Source organism: Pseudomonas sp. MWU13-2517, assembly GCF_023242545.1.
Classification (GTDB): Bacteria; Pseudomonadota; Gammaproteobacteria; order Pseudomonadales; family Pseudomonadaceae; genus Aquipseudomonas.
Genome location: NZ_JALMFA010000017.1, coordinates 96618 through 118052, shown reverse-complemented (window position 1 = coordinate 118052; position 21435 = coordinate 96618). Strand labels below are relative to the sequence as shown.

Here is a 21435-nt window from a genome sequence, read left to right as displayed (position 1 = left end):
TGAAAGGTAGACCCGACCTGTGGCCGGGTTCGCATTAAGTTGCGTGAATGTTCGCTTCAGGTAAGGGCGCAAGCGCCCGTGCCGACTCCCCCTCTGCCACACTTCATGAGGTCACCTTGCCGACCGGTACGACCAGCCCGTCGTGCCACCAGGACGCCAGGCTGTAAACATGCGGCGCCTTGAGCAGGGTGAAATGGTTGCCTGGGCCGTACCAGGTTTCCAGGTGATCGGTAAGCCGGCTCCAACCCTCGATCATGCCGGCCTGCTCGCGCTGATTACCCTGTGCATCCAGGGTCGGATCGTCGGCCAGCACCAGGCGGACCTGGCCGTGGTAACGCTGGCGTGGCTGGTAAACGGTACGCAGCGCGGCACCGAAAGCACGCGCCGGCCCGTACATCACGTCAGGGGTCGAGCGTGCGGAGAGCATGCCGACCTGCACCATGGCGCGGTGCAACGCCACCCACTGAGCCGCTTCGTCCAGACCGGCAAATGCCTGCGGATCAATCCCGAAAGGCTTGCCGGCCGCCAGTTGCATGGTTTCGATCAAGCGCTGCAATACACCGGTCGCCGTGTAGGGCTTGCCCGCCACGCCGGTGCCCCCGGGCGCCTCACTGTCGATCAGGCTCAGGGACAGCACTTCACGCCCCTGGGCCTGCAGGCGCAGAGCCATCTCGAACGCCACCCAGCCACCGAAGGAATGCCCCAGCAGGTGCACAGGTCCGCTCGGGCATTGCTGCTCAAGCGCCACCAGGTAAGCCTGCGCCGCCGATTCCACGCGGCTATGGGGCACCGCCTTGGCGTCCAGCCCACGCGGCTGCAGGCCATGGATCGGCCAGGCCGGTCCGAACGCATCGGTCAGGCCGATAAACCCGGTAACGCTGTCGCCGGCTCCCGGAATGCAGAAGATCGGTGCATGCCCCACCTGCCCGCTCTGGATCGTCAGCACCGGCTGATACGGCGCCTTGGTCGGCGCCGGCACAGGGGTGCTCAGCGCCACGCCGATGGCCTTGCCCAACGCCGCGATATGCGGCGCCTGCATCATGCTCTGGTGATCGCCCGGTACATTGATGCGGTGCAGCAACGAGGCCGGCACGATCTGGTCCCAGCCCAGGGTCTGACTGCTACGCGAGCTCTCGTCCGTGCGCTGTTCAGCGGTAAACAGATGCACCGGGAGGTTCAACGGGAACAGGCTGTAATGGGCCTGCGCATGGCCATGGGCAACCTCACGGTCCAGGTACGCCCACAACGCATCACGTGACAGCGCCGCCAGCTGCGGTTGCAGCACACCCGCCGCGCGGACACGCTGCCACAGGTCATCAAAATCCAAGTGCTCGGCTTCGGACTCCAGTTGCGCGACTGTCGCCAGTGCCTGGCTGTCCACCGGCACCTGGGCCTGACAGAACGCGCGGCATTGTTCCAGCAGGTGCAAACCGTGGGCATGGGCCGTCGACCAGCGCGCCGTGCCCTGATCCACCAGGCGCGGCACGTGGGTATCGAGCAGGCCGAGGAACGCGACCTCCTCGTCCATACCGATCAACTGCGCGGCGATTTCGTAGGCCAGGATCCCGCCGAACGACCAGCCGGCCAGGCGGTACGGCCCGTGTGGCTGGACCTTGCGCATCAGGTCGATATGCCGCGCCGCCAGGCACTCCATGGTTTGCAGTTGCGGCTCGCCCCAGGCCACGCCTTCCAGCCCGTACACCGGGACATCGGCATCCAGATGCTGGCCCAGCGCCGGGAAATACACATTCAAGCCACTGAACTCATGCACCAGGAACAACGGCGCCTGCGTGCCACCGGCACGCACGGTGACGAGGCACTGCTCCGGCATCGGCGCGTCGGTGCGCAACCGTAACAGCGCAGCCATCGACGCGACGCTGGCATGCTGGAACAGCTCCGCCAACGTCACCTGCACATCGACCTGGGTCAACAGGCTCACCAGACGGATCGCCAGCAGGGAGTGCCCGCCCATTTCAAAGAAGCTGTCGTGACGCCCGACCCGTGGCAGTTTCAACGCCAGGGCCCATTGGGTCGCCAGGCGTTCTTCCAGCGCATCCGCCGGTGCCTCATAGTCGCGGCTGAGCATCACCTGCTCAGGTGCAGGCAGGGCCTTGCGGTCCAGCTTGCCGTTTGGCGTCACCGGCAGGCTGTCCAGCTGTACATAGGCACTGGGCAGCATGTACTGCGGCAGGTGGGTCAGCAGTTCTTCACGCAGTTGCTCGACCGAACCCGGCGTACCGCACAGGTAGGCGACCAACTGTTTGCCGCTGACCTGCCCTTCGCTGTCGTCGCGTGCCATGACCACCGCCGCCCGTACACCTTCGCAGGCCAGCAGCGCGCTCTCGACTTCACCCAGCTCGATGCGGAAGCCACGGATTTTCACCTGGTCATCGTTACGGCCCAGGTACTCCAGGGTGCCGTCCGGCAGCCAGCGCCCCAGGTCACCGGTTTTATACAGGCGGCCCGGCACTTCGCTGAACGGGTCGGCCAGGAAGCGCTCACTGCTCAGTTGCGGCTGGTTGAGATAACCCCGGGCGATACCGGCACCGGCAATATGGATCTCGCCGGGCACCCCCAACCCGGTCGGATGCCCATGGGCATCCAACACATACACCCGGGTGTTGGCGATCGGGCGCCCGATTGCGCGAGGATGCGGGTTGGCCGCGAACACTTCATTGGCGGTCGCGATAATCGTCGCTTCGGTCGGGCCATAGGTATTGAGCAAACGTGGCGTGTGCCCGCTGCGCAGGAACCAGTGCTGCACCGCTTCCGGACTCAGCTCTTCGCCACCGACCACGATCACCCGCACCGAGGTCGGAATGACACTCGCCTGATCGTCCGCCAGGCCCTGCCAGAAGCGCGTGGGCAGGCTGATCACCGACAAACGCGCCTGCGCCGCCAGTGCCCAGAACCGGGCGGCATCGGTCAACCACGCGGCACTGCGCACGACCAGGGTCGCGCCACAGGTCAGCGCGCCGAAGATCTCCTCGATGGACGCGTCAAAGTTGATGGTCGCAAATTGCAGCGCGCGGTCCCCCGCCGTCAGGCCGGTCAAGCCGCTGATTGCGCGGATCTCGTTGCACAAGCCCGCATGCTCGATCATCACGCCTTTGGGCGTGCCCGTGGAGCCGGAGGTGTAAAGCACGTAGGCCAGGTGGTCGCTGCCAAGCCCCAGCTCAGCCGCGAGCGGGTTGTGCTCGCCCAACTCACGCCACGGTTGCAGCGCGCTGTTCAAGGTCACCACCTGCAAGGCCTGCGGCAGTGCACCGAGCAACGGCAGCACGGCGTACTCGCTGAGCAACACCCGCGGTGCGCTGTCGGCCAGCATGAACGCCAGGCGCTGCGGTGGGTACGCCGGGTCGAGCGGTACATACGCGGCGCCGGCCTTCAGGCTCGCGAGCAGGGCCACGATCATCCGGGTACCGCGCTCCAGGGCGATGGCCACACGGTCGTCAGGCTGCACGCCGAGGGCGATCAAATGATGGGCCAACTGGTTGGCCTGGGCATTCAACTCGCCGTAGCTCAGCGACTGGCCGTCGAACTCCAGCGCGACCGCGTCGGGGTTGCGCAGCACCTGCTGCTCGAATAACGCATGGATCAGTTGGTCCTGTGCGTCAGCGGTGCTGGTCTGGTTGAAGTCCAGCAACACTTGGCGGCGTTCGCTCAGCGGCAGGACCTCCAGGCTGCTCAACGACGCGTCCGGCGTGCGTTCCAGGGCATCCACCAGGCTGTCCAGCGCAGCGTGCATGTACGCGCACACCCGCTGCGCGCCGACATCCGGGCTGACCTGGACGGTCAGGGCAAAGGCCTGGCCGAAATCATCGACGTCCAGCGACAGCGGGTAGTTGCTGCGCTCTTCACCGCCCAGGGCCTGGATACCGGCCCATACGGCCATGTCGTCACTGGAGGCAGCGCCCGCGCTGTGACGGTAGTTGAGCAAGGCACTGAACAGCGGTGCCGGCGCGGCCACGCCGCTGCAACGCTGCGCCAGGGCCAGGGAGGCGTGCTCATGACTCAACAAAGTGCTCAGACGCGCATGCGTGGCCTTGACCCCGGCCTGTGCGCCTTCAGCGCCGACGCTGACGCGCAACGGCAAGGTGTTGATAAACAGCCCCAGGGCGCGTTCGCCGCCCTGCATGCCGCCCATCAGCACGGTGCCGAACACCACCTCATCCTGACCACAGACATGCGCCAATACCTGAGCCCAAGCCACATGCATCAGGCTGGCGGCGCTCACCCCCACTTGCCGCGCACAGCTGCGCAGGCGCTGGCCAAGGCCCTCTTCCACCAGCAGCTGCGCCAGTTCCAGGGTGCCACCGGCCTGCACATTGTGCAGGCCGAACGGCAGGGTCGGTTCATCGATGTCCGCCAGCATCGCGCTGAAGAACGCTTCGTGCTCCTGCTCGGTCATCCCGAGACGCGCCTGGGCCACGTAATTGCGGTACGGCACCGGCGCGCTCAGGCGGGCTTCCTGGCCCGCAAGGAACGCCTGCAACTCGTATTGCAGAAGGTCCATGGCGACGTGATCGAACAGCATGTGATGGAACATCAGCAACGCAGCCCAGCGCTGTTGCGACCGATCATAGGCGCACACCAGGCGCATCAACGGTGCGTCGCGCAGGTCCATGCGGAAATGCTGCGGGTTGAAACGCTCACGCAGTTGCGCTCCGGCCTCGTCGTCGCCGTCCAGGCTGATCTCTTCCAGCGCGAACGGCACATGGCGCAAGACCACCTGCACCGGCTCGCTCAAGCCTTCCCAACGCATCGTGGAGCGCAAAATGTCGTTGCGCTCAACCACGCCCTGCAAAGCCTGGGCGAACGCTTCGAGGCGCTCGCGGCTGTCGAAATTGAACGAGGCCTGCTCCAGGTACAGGTCGCCCTCATCGGCCAGCAAGTGGTGGTAAAGGATGCCTTCCTGCAACGGCGTCATGCCGTAGATGTCTTGCACGTTGGCCAATTGGCCCGGCACGCCGGCGACAAGGCGGTCGATTTCGTCCTGGTTGAGACTGGCCAGCGGCAGCATCGACGGCGTGATACGCCGGCACTCGGCGGTGATGCCATTGGCCGGGATCACCAGCGCCCGGCTGCTGCCCACGACCTTGGCCAGGCCGGCCAGGGTCGGGTGGGTAAACAAGGCACCGACGTCGACCCGCAGGTCGTCCTGGCGCATGCGCTCGACCAGCTTGACTGCCAGCAACGAATGGCCGCCAAGCTCGAAGAAGTTGTCATGCCGGCCAACCTGCTCCAGTTGCAGGACCTGCGCCCAGATCTGCGCCAGGCTGCGCTCAATGCGTCCCTCGGGGGCCTGGTAATCGCGGCTGGCCACCGCCGACTGATCCGGTACAGGCAAGGCCTTGCGGTCCAGTTTGCGGTTGGGCGTGAGCGGCAACGCGTCGAGGGTGACGAACGCCGACGGGATCATGTACTCGGCCAGCAACGGCGCCAGGTAGCTGCGCAGACCGGCCGCCGTCAGGCTGACCCCGGCGTGCGGCACCACGTAGGCCACCAGGCGTTTCTCGCCAGGGCGATCTTCACGGGCGATCACTGCCGCTTCCTTGACGCCGGCGCAGTTGCCCAGGCGTGATTCGATCTCGCCCAGTTCGATACGGAACCCGCGCACCTTGACCTGGAAGTCGTTGCGGCCCAGGTACTCGATTGAACCGTCCGCCAGGTAACGCGCCAGGTCACCGGTCTTGTACATCCGCGCTCCCGGCGCGTCGTTGAACGGGTCGGCGAGGAAGCGCTCGGCACTGATCTGGTCGAGGTTCAGATAACCACGCGCGACACCGTCACCGCCGATGAAAATCTCCCCCGCCACGCCGAACGGCACCGGTTGCTGCTGGCCATCGAGCAGGTAGATACGGGTGTTGGCCATCGGTTTACCGATGGTGGTATTGCCCGTGGCATCGCCCGTGTGGGTCACATAAGCGGTGGTGCAGGACACCGTCGCTTCCGTCGGGCCATAGGTGTTGATCAACCGGGTATGGGCCGGGCGGACCTCGTCCCACAGCTTCAATTTCTGCGCCGACAACGCATCACCGGTCACGTTGATCAACCGCACATGGCGCAAATGCTCCTGGGCCTGCTCCGGGCTGTGGTGCCATTCGGCGGCCAAGGTGTGCCAGTGCGCGGCCGTCAGGTGCAGGAAGGTCGGCGTGATCGCCGGGTCCCGCGCGGCTTCAGTGCCAAACACATAACGGCTTGGCGCCAGCGTCGCGCCCGCCAGCCAGGCCGGGAAGATCTCCTCCACCGACAGGTCGAAGTTCAGGGTGTTCTGCTGCAGCACCGTGTCCCGCGCGGTCAGCCCGAACAGGCGCGCGGCGTCCAGGCTGTAGTTGACCAGCCCGCGATGTTCGATCATCACGCCCTTGGGATTGCCGGTGGAACCGGACGTGTAGATCACATACGCCAGGTGACGGGCAGTCAGCCCCGGTACCTGCGGGTTGTGCTCGGCACCGCTGCACGGCTCGTCCAGCAGCACTTGCGCAACCTCCAGCGGCGGCAGCCGGTCCTGCAACGCGCGTTGGGTCAAGACCGCCGACGGCGTACTGTCGGCAATCATGTAGGCCAGGCGCTCCGGCGGGTAATTGGGGTCCAGCGGCACATAGGCGCCGCCGGCCTTGAGTACCCCGAGCAGGCCCACCAATACTTCATCGCCACGCTCGGCGCAGATCGCCACGCGGTCATCCGGGCCGATGCCCAGGCCGATCAGGTGGTGCGCCAGGCGGTTGGCCCGACGGTTCAGTTCAGCGTAACTGATGCGCTGCTGTTCGAACGCCACGGCGATGGCATCCGGATGTGCCTCGACCCGGGCTTCGAACAGGTGGTGAATGGTGCTGTCCTGCGGATAGGCCACCTGGGTGTGGTTAAGGCCGTGCAACAGGTAGTCGCGCTCGTCTTCATCGATCAGGGGAATCTGCGTCAGCAAGGCCTGGTCATCGGCAACCATGGCGTGCAGCAGGCACTCGAAATACCCCAGGTAACGTTGCACGGTGGTCTCGTCGAACAAGGCCGTGGCGTACTCCAGGGCACCGGCAATGTGCCCCTGCACTTCGCTGAGGTCCAGGGACAGGTCGAACTTGGCAAAGCTGCTGGCCTCGCCGACCCCTTCGAACTGCAGATCGCCCATCACCAGGTTCGGGGCGTCGCTGCTCTGCCAGGTCAGCAAGGTCTGGAACAGCGGGCTGTGGGCCAGGCTACGCGCCGGCTTGAGCACTTCCACCACTTGCTCGAACGGCAAGTCCTGATGGGCCTGCGCGGCCAGGGTGCGGTCTTTCGCGTGGGCCAGCAACGCTGCCACTGTCAGCTCTTCGCCTGCGCCGATACGCACTGCCAGGGTGTTGACGAACAGGCCGATCAGGCCTTCGACTTCGGCACGCATGCGGTTGGCCGCCGGCGAGCCGATCACCACCTCCTCCTGGCCGGACAGCCGGCAGAGCAACGCGCCCCACGCGGCCATCATGGTCATGTACAGCGTGGTGCCGTGACGCTGACTCAAGGCCTTGAGCCCGGCGGTCAGGTTGACATCGAGCAACAGGCTCAGGGTCGCGCCGCTGTAGTCCTGGCGGGCCGGCCGTGGGCGGTCGGTGGGTAACAACAGCAAGGCCGGTGCATCCGCCAAAGCCTGTTGCCAGTACTGGCTCTGTTGCTGCAGCACCTCGCCACTCAACCAGCGCCGTTGCCACACGGCAAAATCGCCGTATTGCAGGGCCAGCGGCGGCAGCGGATCGGCCTGCCCCAGGCGGAACGCTTCATACAGCGCCATCAATTCACGGGTCAGGACGCCCATCGACCAGCCATCGGAAACGATGTGGTGCATGGTCAGCAGCAACACGTGGTGATCGTCGGCGCGCCGCAACAAGCGCGCGCGAATCAGCGGTCCCTGCTCCAGGTCGAACGGTTCAAGGGCCTCATTGCTGACGTGCAGCTGCAGGTCGGCATCGTTGTCCACCTCCAGGCGCTTGAGCGCGAACGCCCGCTCGGCCGGTTCGATACGTACCAGCGGCTCATTGTTGTGTTGCACAAACCGGCTACGCAGCGCTTCATGCCGCGCCACAATGGCAGCCAGCGCGCGCTCCAGCGCCTGGGCATCCAGATGCCCGCGCAGCCCCAGGGCAATCGGCATGTTGTAGGCGGTGCTGACACCTTCCATCTGCGCCAGGAACCACAAGCGCTGCTGGGCAAACGACAGCGGTAAATCCTGGTCCCGTGGCACAGGCAAGATCGCCGGCAAGGTGCTGCGTGCCGCCTGGGCCAGCACCTGAGCCAATGCCGCCAACTGCGGATGGGCAAACAACTCGGCGAGCGCCAACTCGACACCCAGGCGCTGACGCACCTGGGAAATCAGGCGCATCGCCAACAGCGAGTGCCCGCCCAACTCAAAGAAATGTCCTTGGCGGCCTACCTGTTCAAGCCCCAGCAGGTCCTGCCAGATCTGCGCCAGCGTGGTTTCAATTTCGCCTTCCGGCGCTTCATACACCCCACTGACCACCGCATCGAGCCCCGGTGCCGGCAGCGCTTTGCGATCCAGCTTGCCGTTGGGGCTCAGCGGCAGTGTCAGCAGTTGAACATAGGCCGACGGCACCATGTATTCCGGCAGTTCGCTTTGCAGGTAGGTTCGCAAATCCTCGATCTGAGGTGCCTGCCCCGCCATGTGCGCGGTGAAATACGCCACCAGGCGCTCATCGCGCACCAGGACGGCCGCTTCAAGCACCTCGGGATGGGCCGCGAGCAAGACTTCGATTTCACCCAGCTCAATGCGCAGGCCGCGAATCTTGACCTGGTCGTCATTACGCCCCAGGTACTCGAGGGTGCCGTCCGCCCGGTAACGCGCCAGGTCGCCGGTACGGTACATGCGGCCCTGGGCGGTGAACGGGTCGTCGAGGAAACGTTCGGCCGTCAGGTCTTCGCGGTTGAGGTAGCCGCGCGCCACGCCGGCACCGCCGATGTACAACTCGCCGACACTGCCGGTGGGTACCTGTTGCCCGCAGGCGTCCAGCACGTAGAGCGTCAGGTTGCGCAACGGCCGGCCCAGCGGAATATCCCCCGCCCCATAGCCGGCAAGGTCGGCATTGACACTGTGCCAGGCCACCACGTCGCTGCACTCGGTCGGGCCATAGCTGTTGATGAATTGCGGACGCGGCGCCTGCAGTTTTTCCAACTGCGACAGTTTGATCGGTTCACCGCCGAGCACCACCCGGCGCAGGCGGCTCAAGACGTGCTGTTGATCGGCGTCGATCAACGTGTAAAACGCGCTCGGCGCCAGGTTGATGTGGGTGATCGCCTGCGCGCCGATCTGGCGCACGATGCTCGAAGGATCGAACGGGCTGTCCGCCAGGTGCAAGGTGGCACCGACGGCCAGGCTGGCGAAGATGTTTTTCTGGGTCAGGTCGAAGCTGTGGGACGTCAGCAGCAACACCGCATCGTCGGCGTCCAGCCCGACGTCCGCGAGGTACCAGTCGAGCATGTTGACCACGCCCTGGTGTTCGACCATGACGCCTTTGGGCTGTCCGGTGGAACCCGAGGTGTAGATCACATAGGTCAGATGTGTTGCGCTCAGACCGGCCACCTGCGGGTTGTCCAATGCGTGCCCGCGCCCGTCCTCACGGTCAAGGTCGACGACCGGCAAGTCCGCTGCGGCAGCCAATTGCGTGGTCGCGCCGTGCACCAGCAACGCCGCCGGTGCGCTGTCCTTGAGCATGTAGTGAATGCGTTCCAGCGGGTAATTCGGGTCGATCGGCACATAGGCGCCACCGGCCTTGAGAATCGCCAGCAAACCAACGATCAGCTCGGCGCTGCGCTCCACGCAAATCGCCACGCGCGCATCCGGCTGCACGCCGAGGTCACGCAGGTGATGGGCCAACTGGTTGGCGCGCTCGTTGAGCTGACGGTAGGTCAGCGCCGCACCGGCCGCCTGCACCGCCACCGCATCGGGCGTGCGCATGGCCTGGGCTTCAAACAGGCTGTGCACGGTCCCGGGGTTGAGCGGCGTGCGCATGCCGCTGAGACCGGCCAACTGTTGTTGACGCTCCTGCTCATCCAGCAGCGGTACACGCGCCGGTACGCATTGATCGTCGGCAACCATCGCGCGTAACAGGCGCTCGAAGTAACCCAGGTGACGCTTGAGGGTCGCTTCATCGAACAGCGCCGTGGCATAGCTCAGGGAGCCGATGATATGGCCCTGGGCTTCGCTTAACTCCAGGGACACATCGAACTTCGCCGATGTGTTGACCTGACCACCGTCTTCGATGAGCAGGTCGCCGACTACCGGCGCGCCCCCTTCTGCACTGCCCTGCCAGGTCAACATGACCTGGAACACTGGGCTGTAGGCCATGCTGCGCACCGGCTTGACGATGTCTACCACTTGTTCGAACGGCAGGTCCTGATGCGCCTGCGCGCCCAGCGTCCGGGCCTTGACCCGCGCCAGCAAGGTTTGCACCGTCGGTTCGCCCGAGGTATCAATCCGCATCGCCAGCGTGTTGACGAACAGGCCGATCAGACCTTCCAGCTCCACCTGGTTGCGGTTGGCCACCGGCGAGCCGATCACCACTTCATCCTGCCCGGACAAGCGCGCCAACAACACGCCCCATGCCGCCAGCAGGCTCATGTACAACGAGGTTCCATGCCGTTGACTCAGGCGCTTGAGGCCCTGGGTCACTTCCTCATCCAGTTGAAACGCCAGCACTGCGCCGGAGAAGTCCTGTTGCGCCGGGCGCGGCCGGTCTGTCGGCAGGGTCAGTATGGCCGGCGCTCCGGCCAGGGTCTGCTGCCAATACAGGTTTTGCCTGTGCAAGACCTCGCCACTCAACCAACGGCGTTGCCACACGGCAAAGTCGGCGTATTGCAACGTAAGCGGCGGCAACGGGTCGGCCAGACCCTGGCTGAAGGCACCATACAGCGTCACCATTTCGCGGCTCAGCACGCCCATCGACCAGCCGTCAGCGGCGATATGGTGCACGGTCAGCAACAACACATGGTGCTCGTCGCCCATACGTACCAGGCGTGCGCGCAGCAGCGGGCCATTGACCAGGTCGAACGGCGTCAACGCTTCATATTCGGTCAACACCTTTAACCGCTGTGGTGCATCGGCCAGCTCGCGCAGGTCATCCTGCTCCAGCACAAATGAACCCTCGACTGGCGTGATCACCAGTTGCGGCTCATCGTTATCCATCACGAAGGCACTGCGCAGCACCTCGTGACGACTGACGATCTGTGCCAGCGCGCGCTCCAGCGCCAGGGTGTCCAGCGCACCGCGCAGGCCCAGGCCGATCGGCATGTTGTAGGCCGCTCCCGCATTGTCCATCTGCGCCAGGAACCACAGGCGCTGTTGGGCAAACGACAACGGCAGGGATTCATCCCGGGGCACCGGCACAATCGGCGGCAGGCTGCTGCGCCCGGCCTTGCCCACCACGTGCGCCAGAGCCGTCAATTGCGGATGTGCAAACAAGTCCGCCAGATCCAGCTCCACGCCCAGGTGCAGGCGCACCTGGGAGATCAAGCGCATGGCCAGCAACGAGTGCCCGCCCAGTTCAAAGAAATGGTCCTCACGCCCGACTTGTTCGACCTTGAGCACCTGGCTCCAGATATGCGCCAGGGCGGTTTCGACCTCGCCCTGGGGCGCTTCATAACCACGGCTGAGCAAGGCGTCCTGGTCGGGCACCGGCAGGGCCTTGCGGTCGAGCTTGCCGTTGGCGGTCAGCGGCAGGCTGTCCAGGCGCACGTACGCCGCCGGCACCATGTACTCCGGCAATTGCGCCTGTAACCAGCTGCGCAGGGCCTGACGGTCAAGGGCTTGATGTTCGGTGAAGTACGCCACCAGGCGCCCGTCACGGGCCAGCACCACGGTTTCGCCGACATGCGGATGCTCGGCCAGGCAGGCTTCGATTTCGCCCAGCTCGATCCGCACACCACGGATTTTCACCTGGTCGTCATTGCGTCCCAGGTACTCCAGCGTGCCGTCCTCCAGCCAGCGCGCCAGGTCGCCGGTGCGATACAGGCGGGCTTGCGGGTCCTGGCTGAAGGGGTCTTGCAAAAAGCGTTCGGCGGTCAGTTCCGCACGGTTCAGGTAACCCCGCGCCACACCGGCGCCACCGACGTACAGCTCACCGGCGACACCCTGCGGCACCGGCTTGAGGTGCGCGTCGAGCAGGTAGACCTGGGTGTTGGCGATGGGTTTGCCGATGTGCAGGACGCTACCGGCTTCAATCAGGCCGGAGGTCGCGACCACCGTGGCTTCGGTCGGGCCATAGTTGTTGACCACATTGAAACGCTGCGGCGTGCTGAACTGACGCAGGCGGTCACCACCGATCAGCAAGGTTTTCAGGGTCGGGTGCTGCAACTGCTGATTGAATGCGTACTCCGCCACCGGGGTCGGCAGGAAGCTCACATCCAGCGGCTGCGCCAGCCACCAGCGCAGCAGCGCGTCGATGTCCTCGCTGCCCTGCTTGGCAGGTGGCAGGTGCAGCGTCGCCCCCACACAGAGGGCCGGCCAGACTTCCCAGGCCATGGCATCGAAACCGAACCCGGCGACGCTGGAGGTGTGCCCGCCCGCGTGCAGGTTGAAGGCCTGGCAATGCCAGTGCACCAGGTTTTCCAAGGTACGGTGTTCTACCATCACGCCTTTGGGCAAGCCGGTGGAACCGGAGGTGTAGATCACGTAGGCCAGGTTGGCCGGCGTCAAGCCTGCCACATTCGGGTTGAGCGTCGGGCGGCGGTGCCATTGGTCGCTGTCCAGTTCGATCACCGGCAGTTCGGTGTGGCTCAGCAGCGAGCGCGTGCTCGATTGCGCCAACACCAGCACCGGGGCGCAGTCCTGCAACAGGTAAGTGATGCGCTCCTGCGGGTGCGCCGGATCAATCGGCACATAGGCCGCACCGGCCTTGAGGATAGCCACCAGGCCGACCAGGGTTTCCAGGCTGCGGCGCGCGCAGATGGCAACCCGATCTTCCGCGCGCACGCCCGCTTCGAGCAGGCAGTGGGCCAGCTGATTGGCGCGCTGATTAAGCTGGCGGTAAGTGATGTGCTGGTCGTCCTGGCGCACAGCCGTGGCATCCGGCTGGCGTTCGACCTGGGCCTCGAACAGGCGGTGGATGGTCTGGGCCTCGGGGTAATGCACAGCGGTGGCGTTGACATCGAGCAGCACGGCATCACGCTCGGCAGCCGACAGCACCGAGAACTGATTCAACGCCAGCTGGGGCGTGTGCTCCAACGCATTGACCAGGTGCGCCAGGGCCATCTGCATAAAACCGCAGACCCGTTGCGCACCGATTTTCACCAGTGCCTGGGCGTTGAGCTGGAAGCCGGCGCCAAAATCATCGACGTTCAACACCAGCGGATAGTTGGTGCGCTCTTCCATGCTCACGGCCTGGATGCCATCCCACGCGGCAATATCGGCGCTGCTGGCCTCGACCGGCGCACTGTGCCGGTAGTTGAGCAAGGTATTGAACAACGCCTGCGTCGCCGGCAGGCCGCTGCACTGTTGGGCCAGGGACAGTGACGCGTGTTCATGGGCGAGCAATTGCGACAGCCGCTCGTGAGTGACACGCACCGCCTCGCGGGCGCCCTGCCCGCCGACGTTGACGCGCAGTGGCAAGGTATTGATGAACAGCCCCAAGGCACGACCGGCACCTTCACCGCCTTGCAGGCGGCCGAGCAGCACCGTACCGAAGACCACCTCCTCACGCCCCGCGACCTGTGCCAACACCTGACCCCAGGCCAGGTGCATCAGGCTGGCGGCGCTGACACCGAGCAGGCGCGCCTGCTCACGCAAGCGCCCGCTCAATTGGCTGTCAAGCAACAGGTGGGCTTCTTCGACACCACTGCCGTCGCCGTGCACATCACGCAGGTCGAACGCCAAGGTCGGTTCATCGATGTCGCCGAGCATTTCCTTGAAGAAGCGTTCATGGGCCTGACGATCCGCGCCCAAGCGCGACTGCGCCACATGGTTGCGATAGGGGATCGACGGCGCCAAGTGTCCGGTTTGGCCCTTCAGGCTGGCCTGGACTTCTTCGATCAGCACCTCCAGCGCGGTATGGTCGAGCATCATATGGTGGAACAGCAGGATGCCGACCCAGCGCTGCTGGGCGTTGTCCTGGGCATAGGCCAGGTGCATCAGCGGCGCATGGCTCAGGTCCAGGCGGTAATGGCGTGGATCAAACTGGTCGTGCAGTTGCGTCAGCACGTCACCGTCCGCCGGGTCGATCACCACCTCTTCCAGCCCCAGGGTTGCCTGGCGCCAAACGACTTGCACCGGGTCCTCAAGCCCTTCCCAGGCGATGCTGCTACGCAGGATATCGTGGCGTTCGATCACGCTTTGCAGCGCCTTGGCAAACAGGTTCACCGGCTCCGGGCCGGTAAAGGTGAACAGCATATGCAGCAGGTAGGCATCGCCTTGCGGCGCCGCCAGGTGGTGGTAGAGCATGCCGTCCTGCAGCGGCGCCAGGCCGTAGATGTCCTGCACGTTGCGCACACCGCCCGGCACGCTCGCAACGATCCGGTCGATGGCGGCCTGGTCGAGGTCGGCCAGGGGCAGCATGTCCGGGGTGATGCGTTGGCAGTCCAGGCCAATGCGGTTGGCCGGTACCTCCAGCGCCTGATGACCACCGACCGCTGCCGCCAGTGCCGCGAGGGTGGGCTGGCCGAACAGCACGCGCACGTCGGCGCTCAAGTCAATCTGGCGCATGCGTTCGATCAGCTTGACCGCCAGCAGTGAGTGCCCCCCCAGTTCAAAGAAGTTGTCGTGGCGCCCCACGCGCTGCACATCCAGCAATTCCTGCCACAGCGCGGCGAGGGTCAGTTCCATCTCACCTTCAGGGCGCTCGTATTCGCGACGCGCCAGGGCATCGCCATCGGGCGCCGGTAACGCCTTGCGGTCAAGCTTGCCGTTGGTGGTCAGGGGGAAGCGCTCAAGCATGACGAACGCGCTGGGGACCATATAGTCGGCCAGCGACACCAGCAACTGCGTACGCAGCTCGGCGGCGGACGGCTCAGCCCCCTCGGCGGCGATCACATAAGCCACCAGGCGCTTGTTACCGGGGGTGTCTTCGCGGGCAATCACCACAGCTTCGCGCACACCCTCGCAAGCAGCCAGGCGCGCTTCGATCTCACCCAGTTCGATACGGAAACCACGGATCTTCACCTGGTCGTCGTTGCGGCCCAGGTAGTCAATGCTGCCATCCGCCAACCAGCGGCCCAAGTCGCCCGTCCTGTACAGGCGGGCCTCGGCACGACCGCTGAAGGGGTCGGCGATAAAACGTTCGGCATTCAACTGTGGACGGTTCAGGTAGCCACGGGCGACCCCCGCGCCGCCCACGTACAACTCGCCCACCACACCGACCGGCACCGGTTCGCGCTGGTCGTCGAGAATATATAACTGCAAGTCCGGAATGCGCCCGCCAATCGGGCTGACGCCAACCCGTTGCGCATCCGCCGCCTCAAGGGCGCGATAGGTCACGTGCACGGTAGTTTCGGTGATGCCGTACATGTTCACCAGTTGCGTACCGGCGTTACTGGTACGTGCATACCACGGTTTGAGAATCCCCGGTTCCAGGGCTTCGCCGCCGAAGATCACCTGGCGCAGGGAATGCTTCAGGGCACTCTGGCCCTGGGCCGCAATCAGCGAACGGAAGGCACTCGGCGTCTGGTTGAGGATCGTCACCCCGGTACTGCACAGCAGCGCATAACACGCGTCCGGCGAACGGCTGGTGAGTTGCGGCACCACCAGCAGTTGCCCGCCATGGATAAGCGCGCCCCAGATTTCCCATACCGAGAAGTCGAAGGCAAACGAGTGGAACAGTGCCCACACATCTTGATCGTTGAAGTTGAACCAGCCTTCGGTGGCGCTGAACAACCGGGCCACGTTGTGGTGTTCGATCATTACGCCCTTGGGCAGGCCGGTTGAACCGGAGGTATAGATCACGTACGCCAGGTTGGCCGAAGTCAGGCCCGGCACGTGGGGATTCTGGGTGGATTCGGCCTGGCAATCGCCGGCATCCAGTTCGATCAACGGCACCGACAGCCCGGTGACCCGCGCGCGGGTCGCCTGCTGCACCAGCACCGCCACCGGGGTGCTGTCCTGCAGGGTGTAGCCGATGCGTTCCTGCGGGTACGCCGGGTCGATCGGCACGTAACCGGCACCGGCCTTGAGGATGCCGAGCAGACCGATGATCATGTCCAGGCCGCGCTCGACACAGATCGCCACGCGGTCATCCGGGCGCACGCCCAGGCTCAACAAAAGGTGCGCAACCTGGTTGGCGCGGCGGTTCAAATCGCCATAGCTCAGGCGCTGGTCTTCAAACAGCACCGCCGTAGCGTCGGGCCGCACAGCGGCCTGAAGCTCAACCTGGTGATGAATCAATGCGCTGTCGGCGAACAGGCTGTCGGTAGCGTTCCAGTGTTGCAACAATTGCTCGCGCTCGTCTGCCGGCAGCATCGCCAAGCCTTGCAGCGAAGCCTGCGGGGTCTGCTCCAAGGCCTGTACCAGGTTCTCCAGGACGCACTGCATGTAACCGCACACCCGCGCCGCGCCAATCGAGCCGTCAGCCATGACCGACAGGCTGAACGCCTCACCCATGTCGTTGATCGACAGGGTCAGCGGGTAGTTGGTGCGCTCCTTGCTGTCGAGCACCGCAATGCCTTCCCAGGCCGTCACCGCCTCGGCCGAGACATCCGCGCCACCGAGCTGGCGATAGTTGAGCAGCGAACTGAACAGCGGCGTCGACGCCGCCACCTTGCTGCAGCGTTGCGCCAGCACCAGCGAGGCGTGCTCATGGCCGAGCAAGCCGGTCAAGCGCGTGTGGGTGCTCTTGACCATGGCGCTCACGCCGGCTTCAGTGAGGCTGACGCGCAGCGGCAAGGTATTGATGAACATACCCAAGGCACGGTCGGAGCCTTCACCGCCCTGCAAACGCCCCAGCAGCACGGTGCCGAATACAACATCCGTGCGCCCCGAGACGCCGCCCAGCACCCGCGCCCACGCCAAGTGATACAGGCTCGCCGGGGTAACCCCCAACCGGCGGGACTGCGCGCGCAAGCGCTGGCTCAGGCGGTCATCCAACATCAGGGTGACCTCTTCGACCCCGTGGCCATCGCCCTGCACGTCCTGCAGACCGAATGGCAGGGTCGGTTCATCGATATCCCCGAGCATCTCGCTGAAGAACGCTTCATGCTCTTCGCGGGTCACCCCCTGTCGCGCCTGAGCCACATAGTTACGGTACGGCACTGACGGTGGCAGCAGTGCCTCTTCGCCACGGATATGCGCTTCGATTTCCGAGGTCAGCATACGCAGCGAGGTGGCGTCATCCACCAGATGGTGCAGCAGCAACACCGCGACCCAGCGTTGGTTGGGCGCATCCTCGCTGTAACCGATGCGCATCATGGGCGCCTGGCGAATATCCAGGCGGTGATGACGGGGGTTCAGGCACTCGGTCAATTGCGCGGCGATATCACCGGCGGCCGGGTCCAGGTGAATCTCATCCATCCCCAGTTCAGCCTCGCGCCAGACCACTTGCACCGGCTCGTCGAGGCGTTCCCAGACCACTGCGGTGCGCAGGATGTCATGTCGCGAAATCACGCCTTGCAGTGCGGCGGCAAAACGTTGCAGGCGTTCCCGGCTGTCAAAGCTGAAGGTCACGTATTGCAGGTACGGATCGCCTTGGGCAGCCGCGAGGTGATGGTACAAAATCCCCTCTTGCAGGGGCGCCAGGCTGTAGATTTCCTGGATGTTGCGTGCGCCGCCCGGCACGGTCGCGGCGATCCGGTCGATGGCGGCCTGATCCAGCTCGGCCAGGGGCAGCATGTCCGGGGTGATGTATTCGCAGCCTTCGGGAACACGATTGGCGGGCACCACCACGTCCTTGCTCGCACCGGCCACGGCGGCCGCCAATGCGGCCAGGGTAGGCTGGCCGAACAGCACGCGCACATCGGCGCCCAGCCCGACCTGGCGCATGCGCTCGATCAGCTTGACCGCCAATAAGGAGTGACCGCCCAATTCGAAAAAGTGATCCTGGCGGCCCACCTGTTCAACCCCGAGCAAGTCTTGCCAGATCGCGGCAATCGTGGCCTCCACCTCGCCCTCGGGCGCTTCGTACTGGCGACGCGCCAATGCGTCGGCATCCGGTACCGGCAGGGCCTTGCGGTCGAGCTTGCCGTTGGTGGTCAACGGGAACTGCGCCACCAGCACAAACGCGGCGGGCACCATGTATTCCGCCAGGGACACCAGCAACTGCGTGCGCAATTCGCCAGCCGACGGTTCGGCCCCTTCTGTGGCGATGACATAGGCCACCAGGCGCTTGTCGCCCGGCTCATCTTCACGGGCAATCACCACCGCCTCGCGTACGCCCTCACAGGCCGCCAGCCGTGCTTCGATTTCCCCCAGTTCGATACGGAAACCACGAATTTTCACCTGGTCATCGTTGCGGCCCAGGTAGTCAATGCTGCCGTCCGCCTGCCTGCGGCCCAAGTCACCCGTCTTGTACAGGCGTGCCTCGGCACGACCGCTGAAAGGGTCGGCGATAAAACGCTCGGCATTCAACTGCGGACGATTCAGATAGCCACGGGCGACCCCCGCGCCGCCCACGTACAACTCGCCTTCCACACCGACCGGCACGGGTTCGCCCTGGTCGTCGAGCACATACAGTTGCAAGTCCGGAATGCACCCGCCAATCGGGCTGACGCCGACCAATTGCGCATCCGCCGCCGCAAGGGCGCGATAGGTCACGTGCACGGTGGTTTCGGTGATGCCGTACATGTTCACCAGTTGCGTACCGGCGTTACCCACCCGCGCATACCACGGCTTGAGAATCCCCGGTTCCAAGGCCTCGCCACCAAAGATCACCTGGCGCAGGGAGTGCTTGAGTTCGCTCTGGCCCTGGGCCGCAATCAACGAACGGAAGGCGCTCGGCGTCTGGTTGAGGATCGTCACCCCGGCACTGCACAGCAGCGCATAGCATTCGTCCGGCGAACGGCTGGTGAGCTGTGGCACCACCAGCAGTTGGCCGCCATGCATCAGCGCGCCCCAGATTTCCCACACCGAGAAGTCAAAAGCGAACGAGTGAAACAGTGCCCACACATCTTGATCGTTGAAGTTGAACCAACCCTCGGTGGCGCTGAACAGCCGCGCTACGTTGCGGTGCTCAATCATCACGCCCTTGGGCAGACCGGTGGAGCCGGAGGTGTAGATCACGTAGGCCAGGCTGGACGAGGTCAGGCCCGGGACCTGCGGGTTATCGGTGGATTCGGCCTGGCAATCGCCGCCGTCCAGTTCGATCACCGGCACCGACAACCCGGTGACCAGGGCACCGGTCGCCTGCTGCACCAGCACCGCAACCGGCGCGCTGTCCTGCAGGGTGTAGCTGATGCGCTCCTGCGGGTACGCCGGGTCGATCGGCAGGTAACCGGCACCGGCCTTGAGGATACCCAGCAGGCCGACCATCATGTCCAGGCCGCGCTCGATACAGATCGCCACGCGGTCATCCGGGCGCACGCCCAGGCTCAGCAAGCGGTGCGCGACCTGGTTGGCGCGGCGGTTCAAGTCGCCATAGCTCAAGTGCCGATCTTCAAATATCACCGCAGTAGCGTCAGGGGTCGCCGCCGCCCAGGCTTCGACCTGCTGATGGATCAGGGCATCGTCGGCAAACACGACATCGCTGCTGTTCCAGTGGTGCAGCAGGTGCTCGCGCTCGGCCGTCGGCAGGATGCCCAGGGTTTGCAGCTCGGCCTGGGGGCTGCGCTCCAGCGCGGCCACCTGGCTTTCCAGGGCGGCATGCAAATACTCCGCGACACGCGCGGCGCCGATGTCGGCATCCGCGAGTACCGTGATATGAAAATCTTCACCCAGGTCGTCGAGGTTGACGGTCAGCGGGTAGTTGGTGCGCTCTTCAGCACCCAGGGCTTGCATGCCGGCCCACGCCGTCTGGGCCTCAGCATTGCCACCGGTGGCACTGTGGCGATAGTTGAGCATGGCGCTGAACAACGGCGTGGGTGTCGCCACGGCGCTGCAACGCTGGGCCAGGGCCAACGAGGCGTGTTCGTGCTGGAGCAAGGCGGTCAACCGCTGGTGGGTCAGCTTCAGGCCGCTGCGCACGCTCTGCCTGCCCACGCTCACGCGCAGCGGCAGGGTATTGATGAACATCCCCAGGGCGCGGTCCGAGCCCTCGCCCGCGTGCATCCGGCCCAGCAATACGGTGCCGAACACCACCTCCTGGCGCCCGGAAACCTTACCCAACACTTGGGCCAGTGCCAGGTGCATCACACTGGCCGCACTCACCCCCAACTGCCGGGCCTGCACGCGCAGCCGTTTGCTCAAGGCGTTGTCCAGCATCCGATGACTTTCTTCGATGCCGTGACCGTCACCCTGTACGTCTTGCAAACCGAAAGGCAGCGTCGGTTCATCGATGTCACTGAGCATCTCGCGAAAGAACGCTTCGTGCTGCTGTTCAGTCATCCCCAGGCGCGCCTGGGCCACATAATTGCGATACGGCACCGGCTCGCCCAGGTGTTCGGTCTGCCCCAGCAGGAAGGCTTGCATTTCATGCTGCACCACCTCCATGGCGGTATGGTCCAGGGCCATATGGTGAAACAACAGCACCGCCACCCAGCGCTGGTTCGGCGAATCCAGGGCGAAGGCCACGCGCATCATCGGCGCCTGGCGGATATCCAGGCGGTAGTGACGTGCGTCGAAGCGGCTGCGCAATTGACCAAGCACATCGCCGTCGCGCGGGTCCAGATGCAGTTCTTCACTGATCAGCGTGGCCTTGCGCAACACCACTTGCATCGGTTCATCGAGGCTTTCCCAGACCACCGTGGTGCGCAGAATGTCGTGACGCTTGATCACGTATTGCAACGCCTGGGTGAAGTGCTCCAGCCGCGCACGGCTGTCGAAGGCATACTGCGATTGCAGCAAATAGGGGTCGCCCTGCTCCGCCGTCAAATGGTGGTACAACATGCCTTCCTGCAGCGGCGCCAGCGGGTAGATATCCTTGACGTTGGCCAGGCCGCCCGGCACGGCATCGACAATCCGGTCAATGGTCGCCTGGTCCAGGCTCGTCAACGGCAGCATCTGCGGAGTGATGCGGTAGGCCGGGCTCAACCAGTCCCCCCCATTGCGCGCGATCAACTCAAGCAATTGCGCTTTGTGTTCGCGCAAGTGGTCGATCAACTCATCGTCGAGCCCTTCATCGTCGCCCAGGATGACGAGGTCATCCTCTTCACGTTGCAAGTGGATCGCGTGAGTCGAAAGAACTGCCATCAATTCGCTGAAGTGCATGTTGTGACCTGCTTAAGATTCGAAAACAGTGACGAGAAAGTCCGGCTTCAATTGCAACCTGAGCACCCGCTATCGAACAGCAGCGCTCGGCCCCTCATGGGCTCGACACCGTCGTCGCCAGGTTCAAAAGTGATGGGTTGAATGCGTGCCCCAGGGCTTCCCACAGGGCTGGA

1 protein-coding gene is annotated in these 21435 nt (G+C 64.8%); it reads right to left on the bottom strand.

Going from position 1 to position 21435, the window contains the following annotated elements; all coding sequences use genetic code 11:
* Window positions 1-103: 103 nt before the first annotated feature.
* Window positions 104-21262 carry a non-ribosomal peptide synthase/polyketide synthase gene (locus tag M5B97_RS23185; RefSeq protein ID WP_283101087.1) on the bottom strand — a complete coding sequence of 7053 codons (21159 nt, stop codon included), beginning with the start codon at window positions 21260-21262 and terminating at the stop codon, window positions 104-106.
* Window positions 21263-21435 lie beyond the last annotated feature (173 nt).